Raw genomic sequence first — 20,136 nt, 5'->3', positions numbered from 1 at the left:
GGCGAGCCTGCGGTTCGACACCCACCAACGGCCGGTCGGCCGTCAGGAGGGGTGGCGGGCATCCGGAATTTCCTCTCCTTCCGGGACCCTTACGGCTCCGTGACGGATCCGGTCGGTGCCGGAGTGCGTGGGCGCATCGGCCCTAACCTGGGCAGATGCGCCTCGTCCGGCTACTCCGACGTCACCCGGCCGGCACCTCGATCACGGCCGTCGTCCTGGTGGCCGCGATGGTCTTCGGCCTGTACTGGTTCCAGCCGTGGAAGCTCTGGACGAACACCACCGTTGACGAGGCGATCCCGAGCGTGGCAGAAGCAGCCCAGACCCTGCGGGCACCATCGGAACCGACCATCCGGACTGTGGCGAGAGTCCCGGGGTCTCCGACCACGACCTCTCCGGCCGCGCCCACCGCGACCGCACCGACCCCGACCGCGACACCGACGGCACCGACAGCCTCATCGACCCCACTGCGCGCCACTCCGGCCGACCCGGAACCGTCGAGCGCACCCGAACCCGCCCCGGCCGGTCCCACGGCGGCCGAGCCCGGTCCGACGAGCCCTGGTCCGGATCCCGAACCCGAAGCCGTGCAACTGTTCAGGGGCGAACTGATCTCCCACGAACACCAGACCTCGGGCACCGTCAGGGTGATCAGGCTTGCGGACGGCAGCAGGGTGCTGACCCTGGAGAACCTCGCGACGTCGGACGGCCCCGACATTCACGTGTGGCTGGCAGCTGCGCCGGTGATCCCGGGCGACGACGGCTGGTACGTGTTCGACGACCAGCCGCGCGTCGACCTCGGACAGCTGAAGGGCAACCTCGGAAATCAGGTGTATCCGGTACCGGCAGGTGTCGATCTGGACAGTCTGCCCAGCGTCACCCTCTGGTGCGAACGGTTCGCGGTCTCGTTCGGCGCGGCCGCGCTGAGCTGACCCACTGCCGGCCGGCAGGACCGGGTGCCAGGGTCGCCGGCTGTCGGATCGCAGTCGACGATCCGCACGACCGGCTCGGTCCGCGGCACCCGGACGTCCCGGGCGTCACCCGGACGTCCGCTCGGGTGCCCGGCCGCGAGGGCTGTTCTCGACCCCGTAACACCCGACCGTCACACTGTCCGCATGACGAGCGACCCCCAGCCGACGGCGAACGATCAGACCGGGCAGCCCAGCGGTGCACCGCCGTCGGCGCGGCACCGGCTGCAGACGGACCGGCGGGATCCGGATGCGGGAGTCTTCGGTGGCGCGGTCACGTCGGAGTCGCTGCACGCCTCCTTGCGATCGTCCGTGCGACGCTTGTCGACGCTGCTGGGGGAGTCGCTCGCCCGGCACGAGGGCGACGATCTGCTGGCGCTGGTCGAACGCGTGCGCCAGCTGGCCCGGCAACCGGACGACGCCGAGCTGCACGAGTTGCTCGCCGGAGTGGACGACGCCACCGCGGTGATCCTGGCCCGGGCGTTCACCGGCTATTTCCAGCTCGCCAACACCAGCGAACAGCTGCACCGCTGGCGGGAGCTGACCGCGGAGACGTCGCCGTTCGCCGCCACTGCCGGGCGGATCTCGGCGGCTCTGCAGGACGGATCGCTGGATCACCAGGTGCTGCAGGACGTGCTCGCCAGGGTCGAGTACCGCCCGGTCTTCACCGCCCACCCCACCGAGTCCAGTCGACGATCCGTGCTGCGACTGCTGCGCAAGGTGGCCGAGACGGTCGACGCCCTGGAGGATCCACGCAGCCGCCCCGCCGACATCGCGCGCGAAGGTCGGCGGTTGGCCGAACTGGTCGACCTGCTCTGGCAGACCGACGAGCTGCGGGTCGTGCGACCCGAACCCTCGGACGAGGCGCGGACTGCCGTGTACTACCTGCGTTCGATCGCCTCCGAGGTCGTCCCGGATCTGCTGGAGGAGTTGGACAGACAGTTCGCCGAGCTCGGCGTCAGCCTGCCGGTGACCGCACGGCCGCTGCGGTTCGGCACCTGGGCCGGTGGCGATCGCGACGGCAATCCGAACGTCACCCCTGCAGTCACGCTGGAAGTGCTTCAGCTGCAACATCTTGCGGGACTGCGCGAGCTGGAGAAGCTGATCGCCGATCTGTTGACGGAGATGACCCAGTCGACGCGGGTCATCGAGCCGAGCGAAGATCTGGAGGCCTCCCTGCAGGCGGACGCGGCGGCGCTGCCGATCACCTGGAGCACGATCAAGCGGCTCAACGTAGAGGAGCCGTACCGCTGCAAGATCAGCTTCGTCCGGGTGCGCATCCAGCGGACCAGGGACCGCATCCGCAGCGGGGCACCGCACGAACCGGGACGCGACTACGCCGATTTCGACGAGCTCGTCGCAGATCTCGTGCTCGTCCGCGAGTCGATGCTGACGGCCGGGGACGAACTGACCGGCAACGGCGCCATCCTGCGCTTGATCCGCACCGCGGTGACCTTCGGCGCCGGTCTCGCGACGATGGACGTCCGCGAACACTCGGCCAAACACCATGCAGCGCTGGCAGAGTTGTTCGACCGCATCGGTGAACTGCCGACCCCGTACGCCGAGCTCGACCGTCCGGCCCGGATCGACCTGCTGTCGCGGGAGATGAACTCCCGTCGACCGCTGATCGGGGCAGGAGCGCCGCACCTCGGCGACGCCGCAACGGCTTCGCTGTCGTTGATGGCGGCCGTGAAGCAGGCGGTCGACACCTACGGCGACGGCGTCATCGAGACCTACATCGTGTCGATGACCCACGACGTCGACGACCTGTTCGCCGTCGTCGTGCTCGCGCGCGAGGTCGGCCTGGTGGATCCGGGAACGGTCTCGACGGCGGCAACCGCGCGGATCGGCTTCGCCCCCCTGTTCGAGACGGTTGCGGAGCTGGAAGCAGCCGGACCGCTGCTCGAGGCGCTGCTCGACGATCCCGCCTACCGCAGGGTGGTGACCGCCCGCGGCGACGTGCAGGAGATCATGCTCGGCTACTCGGACTCGTCGAAGGACGCGGGCATCGCGGCCTCGCAGTGGCAGATCCATCGGGCGCAGCGCGCACTGCGCGACGTGGCCCGCAGGCACGGTGTGCTGCTGCGGCTGTTCCACGGACGGGGAGGATCGGTCGGCCGCGGCGGCGGTCCGACCGCCGAGGCGATCATGAGCCAGCCGTACGGCTCGCTCGACGGCCCGATCAAGATCACCGAACAGGGCGAGGTGATCTCCGACAAGTACGCGCTGCCCGGTCTCGGTCGGCGCAACCTGGAGGGCGCGCTGGCCGCGGTCATCGAGGCCTCGACACTGCACCGGAACTCGTTGCTGCCCAGCGACGTCCTCGATTCGTGGAACTCCACGATGGATCTGGTCGCGAGCGCCGGTCAGACCGCCTACCGGTCGTTGGTGCGCGATCCAGCACTGGTGCCGTTCTTCGTCGCCGCCACACCGGTCAGCGAGCTGGGAAAGATGAACATCGGCTCCCGCCCGGCCAAGCGACCCGGCGGCGACGGCGGGCTCGACGATCTGCGAGCGATCCCTTGGGTCTTCGGCTGGACCCAGACGCGGATGATCCTGCCCGGTTGGTACGGCGTCGGCTCCGGTCTGGCGGCCGCCCGCGAAGACGGTCGCGGCGAAGCGCTGCGCGAGATGTACGGGTCGTGGGCGTTCTTCCGGACGTTCCTGTCGAACGTGCAGATGACGCTCGCCAAGACCGATCTCGACATCGCCGCCGAGTACGTGAACGCACTGGTACCCGAGGAGCACCGCTGGCTGTTCGATTCGATCAGGGCCGAGCATGCCCGCACCGTCGAGGAAGTGCTGCAGGTGACCGGCGAGCAGTCGTTGTTGCACTCGGCGCCGATGTTGCAGCGGACCCTCGAGTTGCGTGATTCGTACCTGGCGCCGCTGCATGCTCTGCAGATCTCGCTGCTGTCCCGCGCCCGTACCGCCCTGGAGGACGAGGGCGGCCGATCAGATCTCCAGCGCGCCATGCTGCTGACCATCAACGGCATCGCGGCGGGGCTGCGCAACACCGGCTGACGGTGCTCGAGATCCAGGCGCCCCAACGGTTCTCGCTGGTGACGAGTGCTGTTGCTGGAGAGAAGGACGTCCTTCTCGCCAGCGAACGCCCGTATTGCAAGCGGGAGTGCCCACCGGCCGCGGTCGAGCATGTCAACGGTGCGCCACCCCTCGCCTCGGATCGCTCCGCCGACCGGGTGACACCCTTGTGCAATCGCCGCTAAACCGGTTTGATCGGCACTCTAAACCGGTTTGAACGCAAGGAGGCGTCGGTGGCTGATTCTGCGTCGTCCCGCGCTGCAGTGGCCCGTGCCGCGACGTCCCGATCGGTCACCATCGCCGATGTCGCTTCGCGGGCAGGGGTGTCCAAGGGCTCCGTGAGCTTCGTGTTCAACGATCGACCGGGCATCGCGCCCGGTACCCGGGAACGCATCCTCACCGCGGCGCGTGACCTGGGGTACGTTCCCAGCCGCGCTGCCCGGTCGCTCTCGAACCGCCGCTCGGATGCGGTGGGACTGGTCCTGAACCGCCCGCACGACGTGCTGCGCGCCGACCCGTTCTTCCCGCCCTTCATCGCCGGCGTCGAATCGATCATCTCCCCGGCCGGATCGGCGATCGTGCTGCGATTCGTCCGGCCCGACGAGGAGGCCGAGGTCTACACCACGTTGGCGGGGACCGGCCAGATCGACGGGGCGATCCTCACCGATCTGCGGCGCGGTGACCCCAGGCCGGCCCTGCTGGACTCGCTCGGGCTGCCCTTCGTCAGCCTCAACCGTCCCCCGAGTGCCAGTTCGGGTCCGGCGGTCCGGCTCGACGATCGACCGGGGGTGCAGGCCGCGGTCCGTGCGCTCGCCGACCTCGGCCACCGGCGGATCGGCCACGTCGCCGGTCCCGCGGAGTTCCTGCACTCCGGCGCCCGCCAGGACGCGTGGGAGCAGGCGCTGCACGACTGCGGGCTGACCACCGGGCCGGTGGTCGCTGCGGACTTCTCCGCTGCGGGCGGAGCCGCCGCCACCGAGACGCTGCTCGACAGCGCGCAGCCGCCGACCGCGATCGTCTACGCCTCGGATCTGATGGCGATGGCCGGCATGGCAACCGCGCAGCGGCGGGGTCTGCGGGTGCCGGGAGATCTGTCCGTCGTGGGGTTCGACGACACCGACCTGGCAGCGCACCTGCACCCCTCGCTGTCGAGCGTCCGGACCGACGCCTTCGGCTGGGGTGCCGCCGTCGGCACGCTGCTGCTGTACGTCGTCGGGGGCGGGTCTGCCGACGACCTCGACCTGCCGCCCGCCCAGTTCATCCCCCGCGGCTCACTCGGACCGCCGCACTGATCAGCACCCACCGACCGCCGACCGTCACCGACCGACCACCGACCAACACCTGAGCCACCCACGCACCACCACCACGAGACAGGAGTCAACGATGACCATCCGTCACCCCCGGATCCTCGCTGCCGCAGCGGTTGCAGGATCACTGCTGTTGGCAGCATGTGGATCCTCTTCAGGAGGATCTACCGCCGCAGGCACCACCACCGGGCCGATCACGGTCTGGTACTCCAACAACGCCGCCGAGATCGAGTGGGCGAAGCAGGCGATCGCCGGCTGGAACGCGGCGCACGCGGACCAGCAGGTGACCGGGAACGAGATCCCGGCAGGCAAGTCGTCCGAGGAGACCATCGGCGCCGCCATCACCGCGGGCACCACCCCCTGCCTGATCTTCAACACGGCACCGGCCGCAGTGTCCGGGTTCCAGAAGCAGGGCGGCCTGGTCGATCTCAACACGTTCGCCGACGGCGCGAGCTACATCGAGAGTCGCTCGGGGACCGATGTCGCCAAGCAGTACCAGAGCGCGGACGGGCACTACTACCAGCTGCCCTGGAAGTCGAACCCGGTGATGATCTTCTTCAACAAGAAGATCTTCGCGAAGGCCGGTATCGACACGAAGAAGCCGCCGCTCGCGACGTATGCCGAGTTCCTGGCGACGTCGAAGAAGATCGTCGCGTCCAAGGCCGCGCAGTACGCGATCTATCCCTCGCCCAGTGCCGACTTCTACCAGCCGTGGTTCGACTTCTACCCGATGTACGCGGCCGCCACCGGCGGCAAGCAGCTCGTGGTGGACGGCAAGTCCGGCTTCACCTCGGCCGAAGGCATGAAGGTGATCAACTTCTGGAAGCAGCTCTACGCCGACAAGTTGGCCGGAACCGAGGTGTACCAGGGCGATTCGTTCGCCGAGGGCAAGGCCGCGATGTCCACCGTCGGCCCGTGGGCGATCTCGACCTACAAGGGCAAGGTCGACTGGGGCGTCGTACCGGTGCCGACGCCGGATGGCATGGCCGCCGACCAGGTGCACACCTTCTCCGATGCGAAGAACGTCGGGCTGTACTCCTCCTGCAAGGCCAAGGGAACGGCGTGGGAGTTCCTCAAGTTCGCCACCTCGCAGGAGCAGGACGGCAAGCTGCTCGACCTGACCGGTCAGATGCCGATCCGCACCGATCTCACCACCACCTATGCGGACTACCTAAAGGCCAACCCCGACTACCAGCTCTTCGCCGACCAGGCGGCCCGCACCGTCGAGGTTCCCAACGTCGCCAACTCGGTCGAGATCTGGACGACCTTCCGCGCGGCCTGGACGTCGTCGGTGATCTTCGGCAAGACCGATCCCACGAGTACGTTCACGGATGCCGCCACCAAGATCGACCAGCTCGCTGCGTCGAGCTGAGGGATCCGTCGTGACCATCTCCACGACTCGTGAACTCGGGGACTCCACCCGGGCTGTCCGGGCGGCAACCGTTCACCGCCCGGGCCGTGCCGGGCGCGGTGGCCACGGGGGCGGGCTGCTCGGACGGCAGCCGATCGGTCTGCTGTTCTCCGCGCCGTACGTCGCCTTCCTGCTCGTCGTGTTTGCCATCCCGCTCGGCTTCGCCGTCTGGATGAGCTTCCACGACTTCTTCTTCACCGCACCGGGTGTCGCCGTCCCGCACCCGTTCGTCGGCTTCGACAACTACCGGGCGGTGCTCAGCGATCCGGCCGTGCTGTCCTCGTTCGCGCACGTCGGCGTGTTCATGCTGATCAACGTCCCGCTGACGGTGATCCTCGCGCTGGTGCTCGCGGCGGCCCTCAACCGCGCGATCCGCGGCCGGGTGTTCCTGCGGGTCGCCTTCTACGTCCCTTACGTCACCGCGAGCGTTGCGGTGGTGGGAGTGTGGCTGTACCTGTTCAACTCCGGCGGCCTGGTCAACAAGGTGCTGGGGCCGTTGGCCCCGGATCCGAGTTGGTTGGTCAACAGCACCTGGGCGATGCCGCTGATCGCGCTGTTCGTCACCTGGAAGCAGTTGGGATTCTTCATCCTGCTGTATCTGGCTGCGCTGCAGAACATCCCGAAGGAGCTGTACGAATCCGCCGCGACCGACGGGGCAGGGACCTGGCGGACGTTCTGGTCGATCACCGTGCCAGGTGTCCGCTCGGCCACCGGTCTGGTGGTGCTGCTCGCGATGATCACCGGTGCCAACCTGTTCACCGAGCCGTACCTGTTCACCGGAGGCGGTGGGCCGGACGGCGCGTCGACATCGCCGGTGCTACTGATGTACCAGAAGGGAATCCTGCAGGGGAATCCCGATGTGGCAGCGGCCATCGGCGTGATTCTGACGGTGATCGTGCTGATCATCGGCGCCGTCAACCGGTGGATCTCGGAGCGGGGCGAGCGATGACCGACACCGTGCAGGAGACGGCCGTACAGGAGAACGCGGACCCGAGCCAGGTGGGCGTCGGCCCGCCGAAGCGGGCCCTCGGCATCCTCAGCACCGTCGCGCTGGTCGTGGCAGCCGTCGTCTCGCTGTTCCCTTTCTACTACATGGTCGTCGGCTCGCTGCAGAGTGAGCCGAACTCCGGGGTCAGCGGGGCGTTCCCGAACCCGGGCAACCTGACGCTGGGCAACTTCAGTGCCATCGACGACCGGATCGACCTGGTCACCGCGCTCGTCAATTCCGGGATCTTCACCGGCGGGGTGCTGCTGTGCACGCTGTTCTTCGGAGTGCTGGTGGGATATGCGTTGGCGCGCCTGCAGTTCCGTGGGCGCGGCATCGTGTTCGCCATGTTGCTGCTCGTGCAGGTCGTGCCGTTCCAGCTGCTGATGATCCCGCTCTACGTGCTGATCGCCCGGGACTACGGGCTGTCGGACAACTACCTCGGGATGATCCTGCCGTTCGCCATCAACTCGACGGCGGTGTTCATCTTCCGGCAGTACTTCCTGCAGTTGCCGGCCGAACTCTTCGACGCGGCTCGCATCGACGGTGCCGGGGAGATCCGCACGTTGTGGTCGATCGCTCTACCGCTGGTCCGGCCGGCCATGTTGACCGCGGTACTGCTGACGTTCATCGGCCCGTGGAACGAGTTCCTCTGGCCGTTCCTGATCACCAAGGATCCGGCCAAGCAACCGCTCGCGGTGGCCCTGGCCAACTACATCTCCACCGTCGCCTCCAGCGTCGCCAACCCCTTCGGTGCCATCCTCGCCGGAGCGGTTGTGCTGGCCGCGCCTGCCGTCGCGCTGTTCATCGCCTTCCAACGACACTTCGTCTCGACCGATCTCGGATCGGGCGTGAAAGGATGACCATGACCCCCAGTTCGGCCGTCACTTCCACAATTCCCTATGTGCTGCAACGCATCGGGATCGTCATGACGCCGGAACCCGGCAATCCGCTGGAGGCGGAGGGAGTGCTCAACCCCGCATCCGGCCGCGCTCCCGACGGCACGCTGTACCTGCTCCCGCGGCTGGTGTCCGACGGGAACATCTCCCGAGTCGGGCTGGCGAAGCTGATCATCGAGGACGGCGTGCCGGTCGGGGTGGAACGCGAAGGGGTGGTGCTGGAACCGGACCGCGGCTGGGAACGTGGTGCCGACCACAGCGGGGTCGAAGACCCGCGCACGACCTACCTGGCCGAACTCGGCGTGCACGTCATGACCTACGTGGCCTACGGCCCGCTCGGTCCGCGGGCCGCGCTGGCCGTGTCGGAGGATCTACGCAGCTGGAAACGCCTGGGCCCTCTGCACTTCCACTACCAGGACGATCTCGACACAGATCTGAACCTGTACCCGAACAAGGACGTACTGGTGTTCCCGGACACGGTCACCGGGCCGGACGGTGTCGAGTCTTTCGCCGTCCTGCACCGTCCGATGTGGGACCTGAGCTGGATCGCCCCGGGCGCCGGTGAACCGCTGCCCGCCGGGATCACCGATCCCCGGCCCGGCATCTGGATCAGCTTCGTCCCGGCCGCAGCAGTCCGCGATGACATCCGAGCGCTCACCTCGCTCGGGGGTCATCGGGTACTCGCGATGCCCGAGAAGGAGTTCGAGGCCCTCAAGATCGGTGCCGGACCGGCACCCATCAGGGTCCCCGAAGGCTGGCTGGTGATCCACCACGGGGTGACCGGTGAGCTGATCGAGGGCACCGACCAGCAGCCGAAGGTCAACTACGCGGCCGGCGCCCTGCTGTTGGACGGGGACGACCCGACGCGGGTGCTCGCCCGGTCGGAAGAACCACTGTTGTCGCCGGAGACGGCGGACGAGAAGGACGGCATCGTCCCGAACGTCGTGTTCCCCACGGCCATCGAGACCATCGGCGCGCGCACCTTCGTCTTCTACGGCATGGCCGACTCCAAGATCGGCGTCGCCGAGCTCGTCCGCACCGATGCCTGAGGCGGCCGCTCCCGCAGCCCGCCGCACGTCCACCATTCCCGACCCGGAGGCCTGAGACAATGACGTCGTCACCGCACTCTTCATCAGCAGCACTGTCCCGGCGGGCTGTGATCGCCGCAGGCGGCGTGCTCGCCGCCACCGCAACCCTCGCGGGTACCGCCGCCGCCGCACCGGCCGGCACGGTGTCCACCGGTGGCCGGAAATCCGGTCGGAAACGGCTGACCAACCTGGCGCACCTGGACTTCCTCACCGATCGGGTCGCGGTGACGGCAACGGCGGCCCACAGCAGCTACCGGCTCGACAGCGATCCCCGGGTCGGGGTGATCTGGGTCTACGCGGACGCAGTGGACGGCGGGGGTTTCCGCCGGGTGGGCGGCGGCCCGTACGACGCTGCCACCGACACCTGGGGACAGGGCGCCTACGACAGCGACGACATGACCCGCGCCGCCGTCTGCTACCTCCGTGAGTGGCAGGCGACCGGCTCGCGCCACTCGAGAGAGCAGGCCTACCAACAGCTTCGGGGCGTCGCCTACTTCCAGACGTTGACCGGACCCTCAGCCGGCAACGGCATCCTGTGGATGCAGCCGGACGGTTCCTTCAACCGCGAACCCACTCCGCCGGATGATCCCAACCCGGCCGACAGTGCCGTCAGCTACTGGACGGCGCGCACCCTCTGGGCCTATGGAGAGGGCTACGCGGCCTTCCGGCGGCACGATGCGCACTTTGCGAAGTTCCTGTCGGACCGGGTCGCACTGACGCTGACGGCGCTCGAGCGAGATGTCCTCGTGCGGTACGGGAAATATCAGCTGATCCACGGGACCAAGGTCCCCGACTGGTTGATCGTCGACGGTGCGGACGCGACCTCCGAGGCCATGCTGGGGCTGGCGGCATACGTCCGCGCCGACGGGCCGCACGCCCGTCGGGCGGCCACCGCGCTCGAGAAGTTCGCCCGCGGTGTCGCCGAGATGGCAGACGGCACGACCACCCGTTGGCCGTTCCGTGCGGTACTGCCCTGGGCGCTGTCCCGATCCGACTGGCACGCTTGGGGATCGCAGATGTCATCGGCGCTCGCGGCGGCATCGAGTGCGCTGAAGGACAGGGCGTTGCTGCCGGCGGCCGTCGGCGACACTGCCGGCTTCACCGCGCACCTGCTCACCTCCACCGGACCGGTGAACGGACTCCTGCCGACCCCGGGCGACAAGGTGATCATCGCCTACGGCGTCGACGCCCGACTCCAGGCCTGCGTGAGGGTCGGTGAGGCCACCCGACGGCCTGCCATCAGCGCACTCGGGGGCCTCGCGGCAGCGTGGTACTTCGGCGCGAACGCCGCCGGAACGCCGGTCTACGACCCGCAGACCGGTTGGACCGCAGACGGGGTGGCACCCGATGGCACCGTCAACCGCAACGGCGGCGCCGAGTCCACCATCCACGGGGTGCTGAGCATGCAGGTGCTCGACGCCCATCCCGAGCTGGCAGCGTTGGCCCGGGCCGCGGCCGGGAACTCGAGGACCGATGGCCTGCAGGTGCTGGAGGCCGAGTCTGCCACGCTGGCGGGCGCGGCGCGGGTCTTCACCCCCGTGTCCGCGTGGACCGGCGAATCACTCTGGAGCGGCTCCGCCGTCGAGCTCGGCGCGGGCGGAACCATCACGTTCACCCTGCCTGCATCCGATCAGGACCGGCTGGTGCAGCCGGTGATCGCCAGGACCGCCGGGAGCGACGGCCGAGCCAGGGCGAGCGCCGGTTCCCGCAGCCTGGGCACCGTCGACTTCGGCACCGGCGCCCAGGGCACCGCGCCGTCACCCGACGAGCTGTTGCCGGTCGAGTTGCTGGGCACGGTCGGCGGCAGCGCCCGCAGCGTGGTGTTCACCGGTGCCCGTGGGACCGGTCGGGTGGACGCTCTGCAGGTCATGCCGGAGCTGGCCACCCTCACTGCCACCGGAGACGGCCGGCAGGTCTGGTTGATCAGTTCCAAGGCTCCGCAGTCACGGACCAAGCAGCTCACGGTGCAGCGCTCCGGCCGCGCCTGGGTCTGCGACAAGGACGGCCGGACGGTCCGGGAGCTGCGGCTGAAATCGGGTCGGAACAGGCTTCCGGTGCCGGCGGGCGGGTTCCTGCTGGTCGTCACCTGATCGGTGTCGACCGGTCACGCAACGAACGGTCTGGAGCGACGATGTCGGGCCGTGAACGGCCGGGTCTCGATCGCTGGAGACCAGTTCGTTGCGTTCACTACCCGAAAGTAGAGCGACGCAGGCGCGAGTGACGGGTGCTCCGGCCCACCGGAACACCCGTCACTTCGGTATCGCTCCGCCGGCCCGATCCGTGACCGGGCTGGTGCGCTCACCGCCGGAAGATCACCCGGTAGTGGTCGGTGCCGACGACTCGGTCGACGGAGCGGGTGCATCGTTGGGTGCAGCCGGTGCATCGGTACCGGTCGGCGCCTTCGGAGCATCCGCACCCGGCCCCTTGGCGCCACCCGGCCCCTTGGCGCCACCCTGGCCCTTGGCGCCACCCTGGCCCTTGGCGGCGCCGGGCCCCTTGCCGTCACGGCCCTTGCCGTCAGCTCCGGGGCCACCGGCCGGCGGGGTCGGCCGAGCGCCGACCTCGGTGGCATCCAACGAGATGCCGTCGGCGTTGACCGTGCCGATCGCGTGGATCTCGGAGCCGCCCGCTGGGGTCGCGGTGAGGTCGTCGGTGAACTTGGTCGATTCGCTCACGTTGATCACGCGGGTGAAGCCCTCGCGGTCCTTGATGGTGATCGCGCCGTCTGCAGTCCCGGTGACGGTGCCGTCCAGGTGAGGTGCGTGCTTCGGCGGCGTAGGCATCGACGCATCGCCGTCCTGCGGGGCCGGAGCTGTGCCGGCATCGCTGGTCCCGATGGAGCCCGAGTCACTGTCGGACGAGGTGCTCGGCGCGGCCGCCGTCTCGCTGGGGTCGACGGCCGGTCCGGCCTGGTAGCCGGCGACCGCACTGTGCGCGGCGGGGGTGCCGGCGTTGGCCAGCGCGGTTCCACCGGCCACGCCGCCGACGGCGAGCAGTGCCGCTGCGCCGATGATGATCCTGCGGCGGCCACCGTTGGACCGCGCGGGGGCCTGACTGCTGCCGGTCCGCTCCGCGGCGTGGTCGGCCCAGGAGTTGGTGCGGTTGCCGTGCTGGTGGTTCTCGGTCACGATGTGTCCTCTCGTACTCGGGCACCGATCATCCGGTGGCCCGCGGACCGCTCTGGTCCACTGATGACCACCGTCGGCGCCGAAGCTGAAGATGGGCTGAATGAGCGGCCATCCCGCGTGGTCTTCAACCGACTTTCAGGAAACCGGAGCAGGCTCGATGTCATGACAGGGACAGGCCTCGGCCCAGCAGCCACGGGTGCGCGTGCCGGCGAGCGATCGGACATCCGACCCGACGCGGTGCGGGTACTCGTGATCGAGGACGACGACACGTTGCGGGCGGCCCTGGAGGCAGGCTTGAGCGGGGCGGGATACCGGGTGGATGCCCGACCCGACGGCACCGACCTCGACGAGATCGCCGGTGACTTCCGGCCGGAGTTGGCCGTGCTGGACGTGATGGTGCCCGGCGTCGACGGATTCCGGCTCGCCCACCGTCTGCGGTCCATCTCGGAGTGCGCGGTCGTCTCCTCACGGCCCGCGACGACGTCGCCGATCGCCTGCACGGCTTCGATTCCGGTGCCGACGACTACCTGGTGAAGCCCTTCGTGATGGCGGAGCTGCTGGCCAGGATCCGGGCCGTGTTGCGGCGTGCCGGGCATCTGCGGGAGCCGGTGGTACAGATCTCCGACCTCGTCGTCGACGAGAACACCGGCGAGGCCTCCAGAGCCGGGTCGTTCCTGTCGCTGACCGCGACCGAATTCCGGCTGCTCGCGTTCCTGGCCAGGCATCCCGGGCGGGTGTTGTCGAAAGCGCAGATCCTCTCCCAGGTCTGGGGCTATGACGCCTACGACCCGAACCTGGTCGAGGCCTTCGTCTCGGCCCTGAGACGCAAGATCGAGGCGCACGGGCCGCGGCTCATCCATACCGTGCGGGGGGTCGGGTACCGGATCGGCGAACCACGCACAGACCCGGCCGACGGGACCACCTCATGACAACGGCTCCCCAGGATCCAGCCATGGTTCCGCTCTCGCCGATACCTGCTGGAGCACAACCGGATCGCCTTGTCGAGCAGAACCAACCGGTGCGGACCGGTTCGCTGCGGCGGCGCGTCACGGTGGCCACCCTGGCGCTGCTGACCATCGTCCTGGTGATCGCCGGCGTGCTGATCCACTCGCGGCTGGCTTCGCAACTGCGTTCCGACCTGCAGAGCCGGCTGGCCGACCGGGCCGACTTCGCTGCCGTCCTGAACCAGCAGGGCGTGCGGGGTCAGAGCCTCGCGAATGCGACCACGGGCGCCGGCGTGGAATCAGTGGTGGTGCAGGGAGATCAGACGTACCGGGGCCAGGACCTGGGCAGCGCCCCCGGCAAACCCGGTGGGCCGCCGGAACCGGGTGGCCGTCCCCGGCCGGAGGTGGCTCCGGCCATCAGCTTGGCGGAGTCGAACGGCGTGCTCACCGCGACCATCACGCTGGACACCACGCGGGTGACGTTGTCGGCGGACGAGCGGCAGATCGACTTCACCCTCGCCGAACTACGCAAGATCGAGCTGATCGCCGGCGCGGTGGTGGTCGTGGTCACCGCCGGTCTGCTGTGGCTCGTGGTCGGCGGCTCGCTCCGGCCGCTGGGCCGGATGACCGGTGTCGCCCGCAGCATCCGGGACGGGGCAAGGGGCCGGCGCCTCCGACCGACCCGACCGAGGACCGATCTGGGCCGCACCGCAACGGCTTTCGACGAGATGCTCGACGCGCTGGAGGCAGCGGAGTGGCGAGCCCAGCAGGCGGAGGATCGGATGCGGCAGTTCCTCGCCGATGCCTCCCACGACCTGCGGACGCCGATCGCGGGCGTGATCGCCGGCAGTGAGCGGCTGCTGCTGGACGAGAACATCGGGCGCCCGGAACGGGAACAGAGAACGCTGGACGTGATCCGCCAGGCCCGCCGGGCCGCGCGGCTGGTCGATGACGTGATGCTGGTGACCAGACTCGAAGCCTCGCCCCAGGGGCGTCCGGCGCGGGAGCTCGATCTCGCCGGGCTGGTGCGGCAGGAGGTGGACGCCGCGCGCACCCGCTCGACCGACGGCCGTCCGGAGATCGGATGGGTCGAACCTGCCGGCGTGGCCCGAGTATTGGGGGACGCAGACTCGCTGCGGCGAGCGGTGAGCAACCTGCTCGACAATGCGCTGCGCTTCGCTGCCGACAGAGTCGAGGTGCATCTCGGATCGGACGGTCGGATGCTGACCGTCACGATCGCGGACGACGGCCCAGGGGTGCCGGCCGACCAGCGCCGCCGGATCTTCGAACGGTTCGTCCGGCTGGACGCGGCGCGCCAGGGTGAAGGGTCCGGGCTGGGACTACCGATCGCGGCGAGCATCGCAACGCAGCACGGCGGGTCGCTCGAATACCGTGAGAACCCCCGCGGTGGAGCATGTTTGGTTCTGAGACTGCCGGTCGCCGGTCGATCCGCCGACCGGGATCAGGGCGCGGTCGATCCTCTGCGGTCCTCCTGATCGATAACCGCATCGAGGTCGGCGAGTCGCTGCAATCCCTTGAGCGGCTGCGCCAGCCGGAAGTTGCCCTGCAACCGTTCGGAATTGCGGGACAGGAACCACCAGTACCCGGCCGTGAACGGGCACGCCTTCTCGCCGACCCGGATCTTGGGTGAGTACCGGCAGCCACCGCAGTAGTCGCTCATCCTGTTCACGTAGGCGCCGCCGGAGGTGTACGGCTTGGTGGCCATCACCCCGCCGTCGGCGAACTGCGACATGCCGATGACGTTGGCGAGCATGACCCAGTCGTAGCCGTCGACGAAGCACCGGTGGAACCAGTCGAGGACCTCGGCGGGGCTCCATCCCCGTTGCAACGCATAGCTTCCCAGCACCATCAGGCGCGGGATGTGGTGCACCCAGCCATGGTCACGGACGCCGGCCAGCACGTCCTTGAGGCAGGCCGCCTCGACCGCGTCGGCGTCCAGTTCGGCGAACCAGGCGGGCAGCTTCCGGCGGGCTGCCAGGTGGTTGCGCGAGCGGTAGTCGCGCGGCAGGTACCAGTAGAGGTGCCAGACGTAGTCCCGCCAGCCGATCAGCTGCCGGATGAAGCCCTCCGCCGACTGCAGGGGGACGTCACCGGCGGCGTGGGCCTTCTCGACGCGGTGCACGACCTCCATGGGGTCCAGCAGACCGAGATTCAGTGGCGCGGACAGCAACGAGTGGGCCATCCACGGATCGCCGGACAGCATCGCGTCCTCGTACGGACCGAACTGCGCCAATCGTCCTTCCAGGAAGCCGCGGAGCACGTGCAGCGCCTCATCGCGAGTGGCGGCGAACCTGCGAGGTCCGTCGCGGCCGACGAACTTCATCCCGTCCTGCTCCATCGCGTCCAGATCGGCCCGCACCTGCTGGTCGATCTCGTCCTCGGCCGGCCACCAGGGTTCTGCCACATCGAGCACCCCGGAGGCGGGCGGCGGTTCGCGGTTGTCGGCGTCGAGGTTCCACCGGCCCCCGACCGGCTCGTCGCCGTCCATCAGCACGTCCAGGCGGCGCCTGGCATCGCGGTAGAAATCCTCCATCAGCAGCCGCTTCTGCCCCCGGCCGTCCGCCCAGCGCCGGAACTGATCACGATCGGAGGCGAACCCGCGTGGTTCCGCCACGGTGACACGGTCCATGCTGCGGACGAACTCGTCAGCGGCGTGCGAGGTGGGCCCGCAGACCGACAGCGGACCGTCCACCTGGGCCAGTCCCTCGGCGTAGGTGTCCGCGACGACGTACTGGCAGCGATCACCCAGCTCCACTGCTCGATGGCGCATCGCGGACAACACCAGGTGCGCCTTGGCTCGGTGGAACGCCTTGCGTCGGAAGACAGCGCGGCTCTCGATGATGACCACCCGTTGGTCGGGTGCGTCCAGGAAGTGCGGTCCCAGTTGGTCGCCGAACAGCCAGCGGGTCGTGGTCTGCGTCATGGTGCCGCAGTTCCCCGTCCGGACGCCGGGCACACCCCGGGCAGGTCACGAGGAGGACGGCGAGGTCAGCACCTCCGTCAGGGCCTGCAGGACAGCCGGATCCTCGATGGTGCTCGGTACCGGCGCCGGCACGCCGTCGGCGATCTGCCGCATCGTGCGGCGCAAGATCTTGCCCGACCGCGTCTTCGGGAGAGCATCCACCACGTCCACCCGCCGCAGCGATGCGACCGCACCGACCTCGTCCCGGACCCGTTGCACCAGTTCGGCTCTCAGCGTCGCCACCGCGGCGGGATCGAGCTGGGTCGCGCCCTTGAGTACGACGAGTGCCCTGGGTACCTGCCCCTTGAGCTCGTCGGCGACACCGATCACCGCGCACTCGGCCACTGCCGGATGGCCGGCCAGGGCGGCCTCCAACGAACCGGTCGACAGCCGGTGGCCGGCGACGTTCAGTACATCGTCGGTACGGCCCATGATCCACAGGTAGCCGTCGTCGTCCAGATAACCGCCGTCACCCGTGGAGTAGTAGCCGTCGCAAGCCGCAAGGTAGCCGTCGACATATCGATCATCGTCGCCCCAGAGGGTCTGCAGGGTGCCCGGCGGCAGCGGCAGCTTGATGCTGACGGCGCCCTCGACCCCCGCGGCCACCGGCGTGCCGCGAGCGTCGAGCACCCGGACGTCGTAGCCGACGCTCGGGAAGGTCGCCGATCCGGGCTTGACCGGGAACATCTCGGTGCCGACCGGGTTGGCGGCGATCGGCCAGCCGGTCTCCGTCTGCCACCAGTTGTCGATCACCGGGACGTCGAGCAGATCCGTTGCCCACTGCCAGGTGTCGGGATCGAGGCGCTCGCCGGCCAGGAACAACGTGCGGAGCGCGGACACATCGTGCCCGGCCAGCAGAACCCCGTCCGGATCGTCCTTCTTGATCGCCCTGATCGCGGTCGGGGCGGTGAACATACCGCTCACCCGGTGCTGGGCGAGGACCCGCCAGAATGCCGAGGCATCCGGTGTGCCAACGGGTTTGCCCTCGTACACGACGGTGGTGCAGCCCGTGAGCAGCGGTGCGTAGACGATGTAGGAGTGGCCGACCACCCAGCCGACGTCGGATGCGGTGAACCACACCTCGCCGGGCCGGATGCCGAAGATCTCCGTCATCGAACGCCGCAGCGCCACGGCGTGGCCGCCGTTGTCCCGGACGATTCCCTTCGGCTTCCCGGTGGTGCCCGAGGTGTACAGGATGTACAGCGGATCGGTGGCCGCCACCTCGGTGCACGCGAGCACCGGCTCGGCGCCGGCGAGTGCCGTCTCCCAGTCGATCTCGTGGTCCTGCAACGGTTCCACCTGCTGGGGGCGGGCGATGACGATGACCGTCGGCTCGCGTGCGGAAGAGCGCTCGACCGCCGCCCGCACCAACGGGAGGTAGGGCAGCACCCGTCCGCGCTCGATGCCGCAGGTGGCGGTGATCAGCACCGTCGGGAGGGCGTCGTCGATCCGCGCCGCGAGCTCTGCCGGGGCGAACCCGCCGAAGACCACCGAGTGCACGGCGCCGATCCGCGCGCAGGCCAGCATGGAGATCACGGCCTCGGAGGCCATCGGCAGGTAGATGATCACCCGGTCGCCCCGGCCGACGCCGTGCGCCACCAGTACCCCGGCCGCCCGCTGGACTTCGACGAGCAGTTGCCGGTAGGTGAGGGTCGTGACGGCATCGGTGACCGGGCTGTCATGGATCACCGCCGGCTGGTCACCTCGTCCTGCGGCCACGTGCCGGTCGACCGCGTTGAAACAGGTGTTGAGGGTGCCGTCCGGGAACCAGCGGTAGAACGGTGGGCGGGAGTCGTCCAGCGCTCGCGTCGGTGCGGTGATCCAGTCGATCTCCCGGGCGGCCTCCAGCCAGAACCCCTCGGGGTCGGCCATGCTGCGGTCGTAGGACTCGCGGTAAGCGCCGGTGCTCATGGGCCGATCTTGGCATCACTGCGCCGATGCGTCACGGCTGCCGCGTCCAGGACGGTCCGGCATGACCGCGGTCCCGCTCGCGGACGCCGCCCATGCGCTCGAGGCGTCCCGCAATGAAACCGGTATGACCGGTTGCAGTAACCGGTCAGAGCGGTTACGGTTCGGCTGCTGATCACCCCGGCGCGAACCGGACCCGACCCCCCGGTGCCGGCGGGTGCGCTCGGTAATCCCGCATGCGAGCAGGACCCACACCCGGCACGACCGAGACCTGAGGAGACCCACGTGTCCGACGACGGGGTGCGACCGTTCCACCTGCACGTCTCCGATGCCGAGCTGACCGATCTGCGCGACCGACTACGTCGTACCCGGTGGCCGGACGCCGAGACCTCACCCGGATGGAGCCAGGGCCCGCCCATCGGCTACCTGCGTGAGTTGGTGCGCTACTGGGCCGACGAGTACGACTGGCGTCGCGTCGAGGCGGAGCTCAACGGGCACCAGCAGTTCCTGACCGAGATCGACGGCCTGGACGTGCATTTCCTGCACGTGCGGTCGCCCCGCGCCGACGCCCGTCCGCTGGTGATCACCCACGGCTGGCCGGGGTCCGTCCTCGAGCCACTGGCCGTCATCGACGCACTCACCGATCCGAAGTCCTCCGATTCCCCGGCGTTCCACGTGGTGGCTCCATCGCTGCCGGGGTTCGGATTCAGCGGAAAGCCGACCGGGACGGGCTGGGGTGTGCGTCGGACCGCCGATGCCTGGGCGATCCTGATGCAGCGGTTGGGGTATGACCGCTGCTGGGCAGCGGGCGGCGACTGGGGCGGCCGGGTCACCCAGTCGCTCGCCACCAGGCACCCCGACCTGGTGGCGGGCCTGCACACCTACACGCCGTACCCGCGTGAGCCCGTCGAGAGGCCGGGCACGCTCACCGAGTTGGAAGGCCGCTGGGTTGCCGACACGCGACGTTTCGCGCAGTTCGGCAGCGGCTACTCGCTACAGCAGTCGACGCGGCCCCAGACGGTGGCGTATGCGCTCGCCGATTCCCCGGTCGCCCAGCTGGCATGGATGCTCGACAAGATCCACGCCTGGACCGACCACGCCGGCGAGGTGCAGGACGCCGTGTCCGGGGATCAGATCCTCGACATGGCGACCCTGTACTGGTTGACCGACACCGGTGGATCCTCGGCCCGCTTCTACTGGGAGAACTCCCCGGCAGGTCGCAGCGTCGAGATCGTCGAGGTGCCGGCTGCGATCACCGTCTTCCCGGCGGACATCGAGAAGTTCCCGCGCCACTGGCTGGAACCGACCTTCCCGCAGCTCACCTCCTGGAGCGAGTCGGAGCGCGGCGGGCACTTCCCTGCACTGGAGGTACCGACGGTGTACGTCGCCGAGCTACGGGCAGCGTTCGGCAGCATGGAGCTGGAGGCTCGTCGATGATCGAGAAATGTTCTGACGATCGAACAGCTCTGCAACCCAGCA

The 20,136-nt window shown here is 69.2% G+C and carries 15 protein-coding genes; 12 read left to right on the top strand and 3 right to left on the bottom strand.

Going from position 1 to position 20,136, the window contains the following annotated elements:
- Positions 1-155 precede the first annotated feature (155 nt).
- The 8 genes from ABLG96_RS17635 (at position 156) to ABLG96_RS17600 (ending at position 11,784) form a co-directional block, all read left to right on the top strand.
- Positions 156-926, top strand: a complete 771-nt coding sequence (locus tag ABLG96_RS17635) for a DM13 domain-containing protein (protein ID WP_353648628.1) — start codon at positions 156-158, stop codon at positions 924-926.
- A 183-nt stretch (positions 927-1,109) separates the two neighbouring features.
- Positions 1,110-3,986, top strand: a complete 2,877-nt coding sequence (ppc, locus tag ABLG96_RS17630) for a phosphoenolpyruvate carboxylase (protein ID WP_353648627.1) — start codon at positions 1,110-1,112, stop codon at positions 3,984-3,986.
- 251 nt (positions 3,987-4,237) lie between these two features.
- Complete coding sequence (locus tag ABLG96_RS17625; RefSeq protein ID WP_353648626.1) at positions 4,238-5,296, top strand: LacI family DNA-binding transcriptional regulator; 1,059 nt, start codon at positions 4,238-4,240, stop codon at positions 5,294-5,296.
- A gap of 91 nt (positions 5,297-5,387) precedes the next feature.
- Positions 5,388-6,683 (top strand): sugar ABC transporter substrate-binding protein, encoded by a 1,296-nt coding sequence (locus ABLG96_RS17620; RefSeq protein WP_353648625.1) that lies wholly within the window; start codon positions 5,388-5,390, stop codon positions 6,681-6,683.
- A gap of 115 nt (positions 6,684-6,798) precedes the next feature.
- Positions 6,799-7,671, top strand: coding sequence for a sugar ABC transporter permease (locus ABLG96_RS17615; protein WP_353651572.1), 873 nt, complete (start codon positions 6,799-6,801; stop codon positions 7,669-7,671).
- Complete coding sequence (locus ABLG96_RS17610) at positions 7,668-8,570, top strand: carbohydrate ABC transporter permease (RefSeq protein ID WP_353648624.1); 903 nt, start codon at positions 7,668-7,670, stop codon at positions 8,568-8,570. Before ABLG96_RS17615 ends, ABLG96_RS17610 begins: the two co-directional genes overlap by 4 nt.
- A gap of 2 nt (positions 8,571-8,572) precedes the next feature.
- Entirely contained in the window at positions 8,573-9,655 is a 1,083-nt protein-coding gene (locus tag ABLG96_RS17605) for a glycosidase (protein ID WP_353648623.1), read from the top strand.
- 59 nt (positions 9,656-9,714) lie between these two features.
- Entirely contained in the window at positions 9,715-11,784 is a 2,070-nt protein-coding gene (locus ABLG96_RS17600) for a hypothetical protein (RefSeq protein WP_353648622.1), read from the top strand.
- A 222-nt stretch (positions 11,785-12,006) separates the two neighbouring features.
- On the opposite strand, the gene ABLG96_RS17595 is transcribed toward ABLG96_RS17600, so the two are convergent.
- Positions 12,007-12,822: a hypothetical protein gene (locus ABLG96_RS17595; RefSeq protein ID WP_353648621.1), complete on the bottom strand. Its 816-nt coding sequence runs from the start codon at positions 12,820-12,822 to the stop codon at positions 12,007-12,009.
- A gap of 162 nt (positions 12,823-12,984) precedes the next feature.
- Here ABLG96_RS17595 and ABLG96_RS17590 point away from each other — a divergent pair, with 162 nt between their 5' ends.
- Genes ABLG96_RS17590 through ABLG96_RS17580 form a run of 3 tightly spaced genes read left to right on the top strand, consistent with a single transcriptional unit; the run spans position 12,985 to position 15,262 of the window.
- A complete protein-coding gene (locus ABLG96_RS17590; RefSeq protein WP_353648620.1) occupies positions 12,985-13,356 on the top strand; it encodes a response regulator in 372 nt (123 codons plus the stop codon).
- Positions 13,353-13,751, top strand: a complete 399-nt coding sequence (locus tag ABLG96_RS17585) for a response regulator transcription factor (RefSeq protein ID WP_353648619.1) — start codon at positions 13,353-13,355, stop codon at positions 13,749-13,751. The genes ABLG96_RS17590 and ABLG96_RS17585 overlap by 4 nt, the downstream gene beginning before the upstream one ends.
- 23 nt (positions 13,752-13,774) lie before the next feature.
- Positions 13,775-15,262 carry a HAMP domain-containing sensor histidine kinase gene (locus ABLG96_RS17580; RefSeq protein WP_353648618.1) on the top strand — a complete coding sequence of 496 codons (1,488 nt, stop codon included), beginning with the start codon at positions 13,775-13,777 and terminating at the stop codon, positions 15,260-15,262.
- Here the strand turns inward: ABLG96_RS17580 and ABLG96_RS17575 are convergent.
- Both ABLG96_RS17575 and ABLG96_RS17570 read right to left on the bottom strand, forming a co-directional pair.
- Positions 15,229-16,710: a cryptochrome/photolyase family protein gene (locus tag ABLG96_RS17575; protein WP_353648617.1), complete on the bottom strand. Its 1,482-nt coding sequence runs from the start codon at positions 16,708-16,710 to the stop codon at positions 15,229-15,231. The two genes, ABLG96_RS17580 and ABLG96_RS17575, sit on opposite strands and share 34 nt — an antisense overlap.
- Before the next feature lie 45 nt (positions 16,711-16,755).
- Positions 16,756-18,660 (bottom strand): AMP-binding protein, encoded by a 1,905-nt coding sequence (locus ABLG96_RS17570; RefSeq protein WP_353648616.1) that lies wholly within the window; start codon positions 18,658-18,660, stop codon positions 16,756-16,758.
- 282 nt (positions 18,661-18,942) lie between these two features.
- Between ABLG96_RS17570 and ABLG96_RS17565 the strand changes: the two genes are divergently transcribed.
- A complete protein-coding gene (locus ABLG96_RS17565; protein ID WP_353648615.1) occupies positions 18,943-20,094 on the top strand; it encodes an epoxide hydrolase family protein in 1,152 nt (383 codons plus the stop codon).
- Positions 20,095-20,136 lie beyond the last annotated feature (42 nt).

It is taken from the genome of Nakamurella sp. A5-74 (genome assembly GCF_040438885.1).
Classification (GTDB): domain Bacteria; phylum Actinomycetota; class Actinomycetes; order Mycobacteriales; family Nakamurellaceae; genus Nakamurella.
This window is presented reverse-complemented; position numbering and strand designations above follow the sequence as displayed.

What these genes read in the sequence shown, in the direction of transcription:
- ABLG96_RS17610 (WP_353648624.1), top strand. Translation starts at nt 7,668, where the DNA reads ATGACCGACACCGTGCAGGAGACGGCCGTACAGGAGAACGCGGACCCG.
- ABLG96_RS17575 (WP_353648617.1), bottom strand. Translation starts at nt 16,710, where the DNA reads ATGACGCAGACCACGACCCGCTGGCTGTTCGGCGACCAACTGGGACCG.
- ABLG96_RS17590 (WP_353648620.1), top strand. Translation starts at nt 12,985, where the DNA reads ATGACAGGGACAGGCCTCGGCCCAGCAGCCACGGGTGCGCGTGCCGGC.
- ABLG96_RS17600 (WP_353648622.1), top strand. Translation starts at nt 9,715, where the DNA reads ATGACGTCGTCACCGCACTCTTCATCAGCAGCACTGTCCCGGCGGGCT.
- ABLG96_RS17580 (WP_353648618.1), top strand. Translation starts at nt 13,775, where the DNA reads ATGGTTCCGCTCTCGCCGATACCTGCTGGAGCACAACCGGATCGCCTT.
- ABLG96_RS17620 (WP_353648625.1), top strand. Translation starts at nt 5,388, where the DNA reads ATGACCATCCGTCACCCCCGGATCCTCGCTGCCGCAGCGGTTGCAGGA.
- ABLG96_RS17570 (WP_353648616.1), bottom strand. Translation starts at nt 18,660, where the DNA reads ATGAGCACCGGCGCTTACCGCGAGTCCTACGACCGCAGCATGGCCGAC.
- ppc (WP_353648627.1), top strand. Translation starts at nt 1,110, where the DNA reads ATGACGAGCGACCCCCAGCCGACGGCGAACGATCAGACCGGGCAGCCC.
- ABLG96_RS17605 (WP_353648623.1), top strand. Translation starts at nt 8,573, where the DNA reads ATGACCCCCAGTTCGGCCGTCACTTCCACAATTCCCTATGTGCTGCAA.
- ABLG96_RS17635 (WP_353648628.1), top strand. Translation starts at nt 156, where the DNA reads ATGCGCCTCGTCCGGCTACTCCGACGTCACCCGGCCGGCACCTCGATC.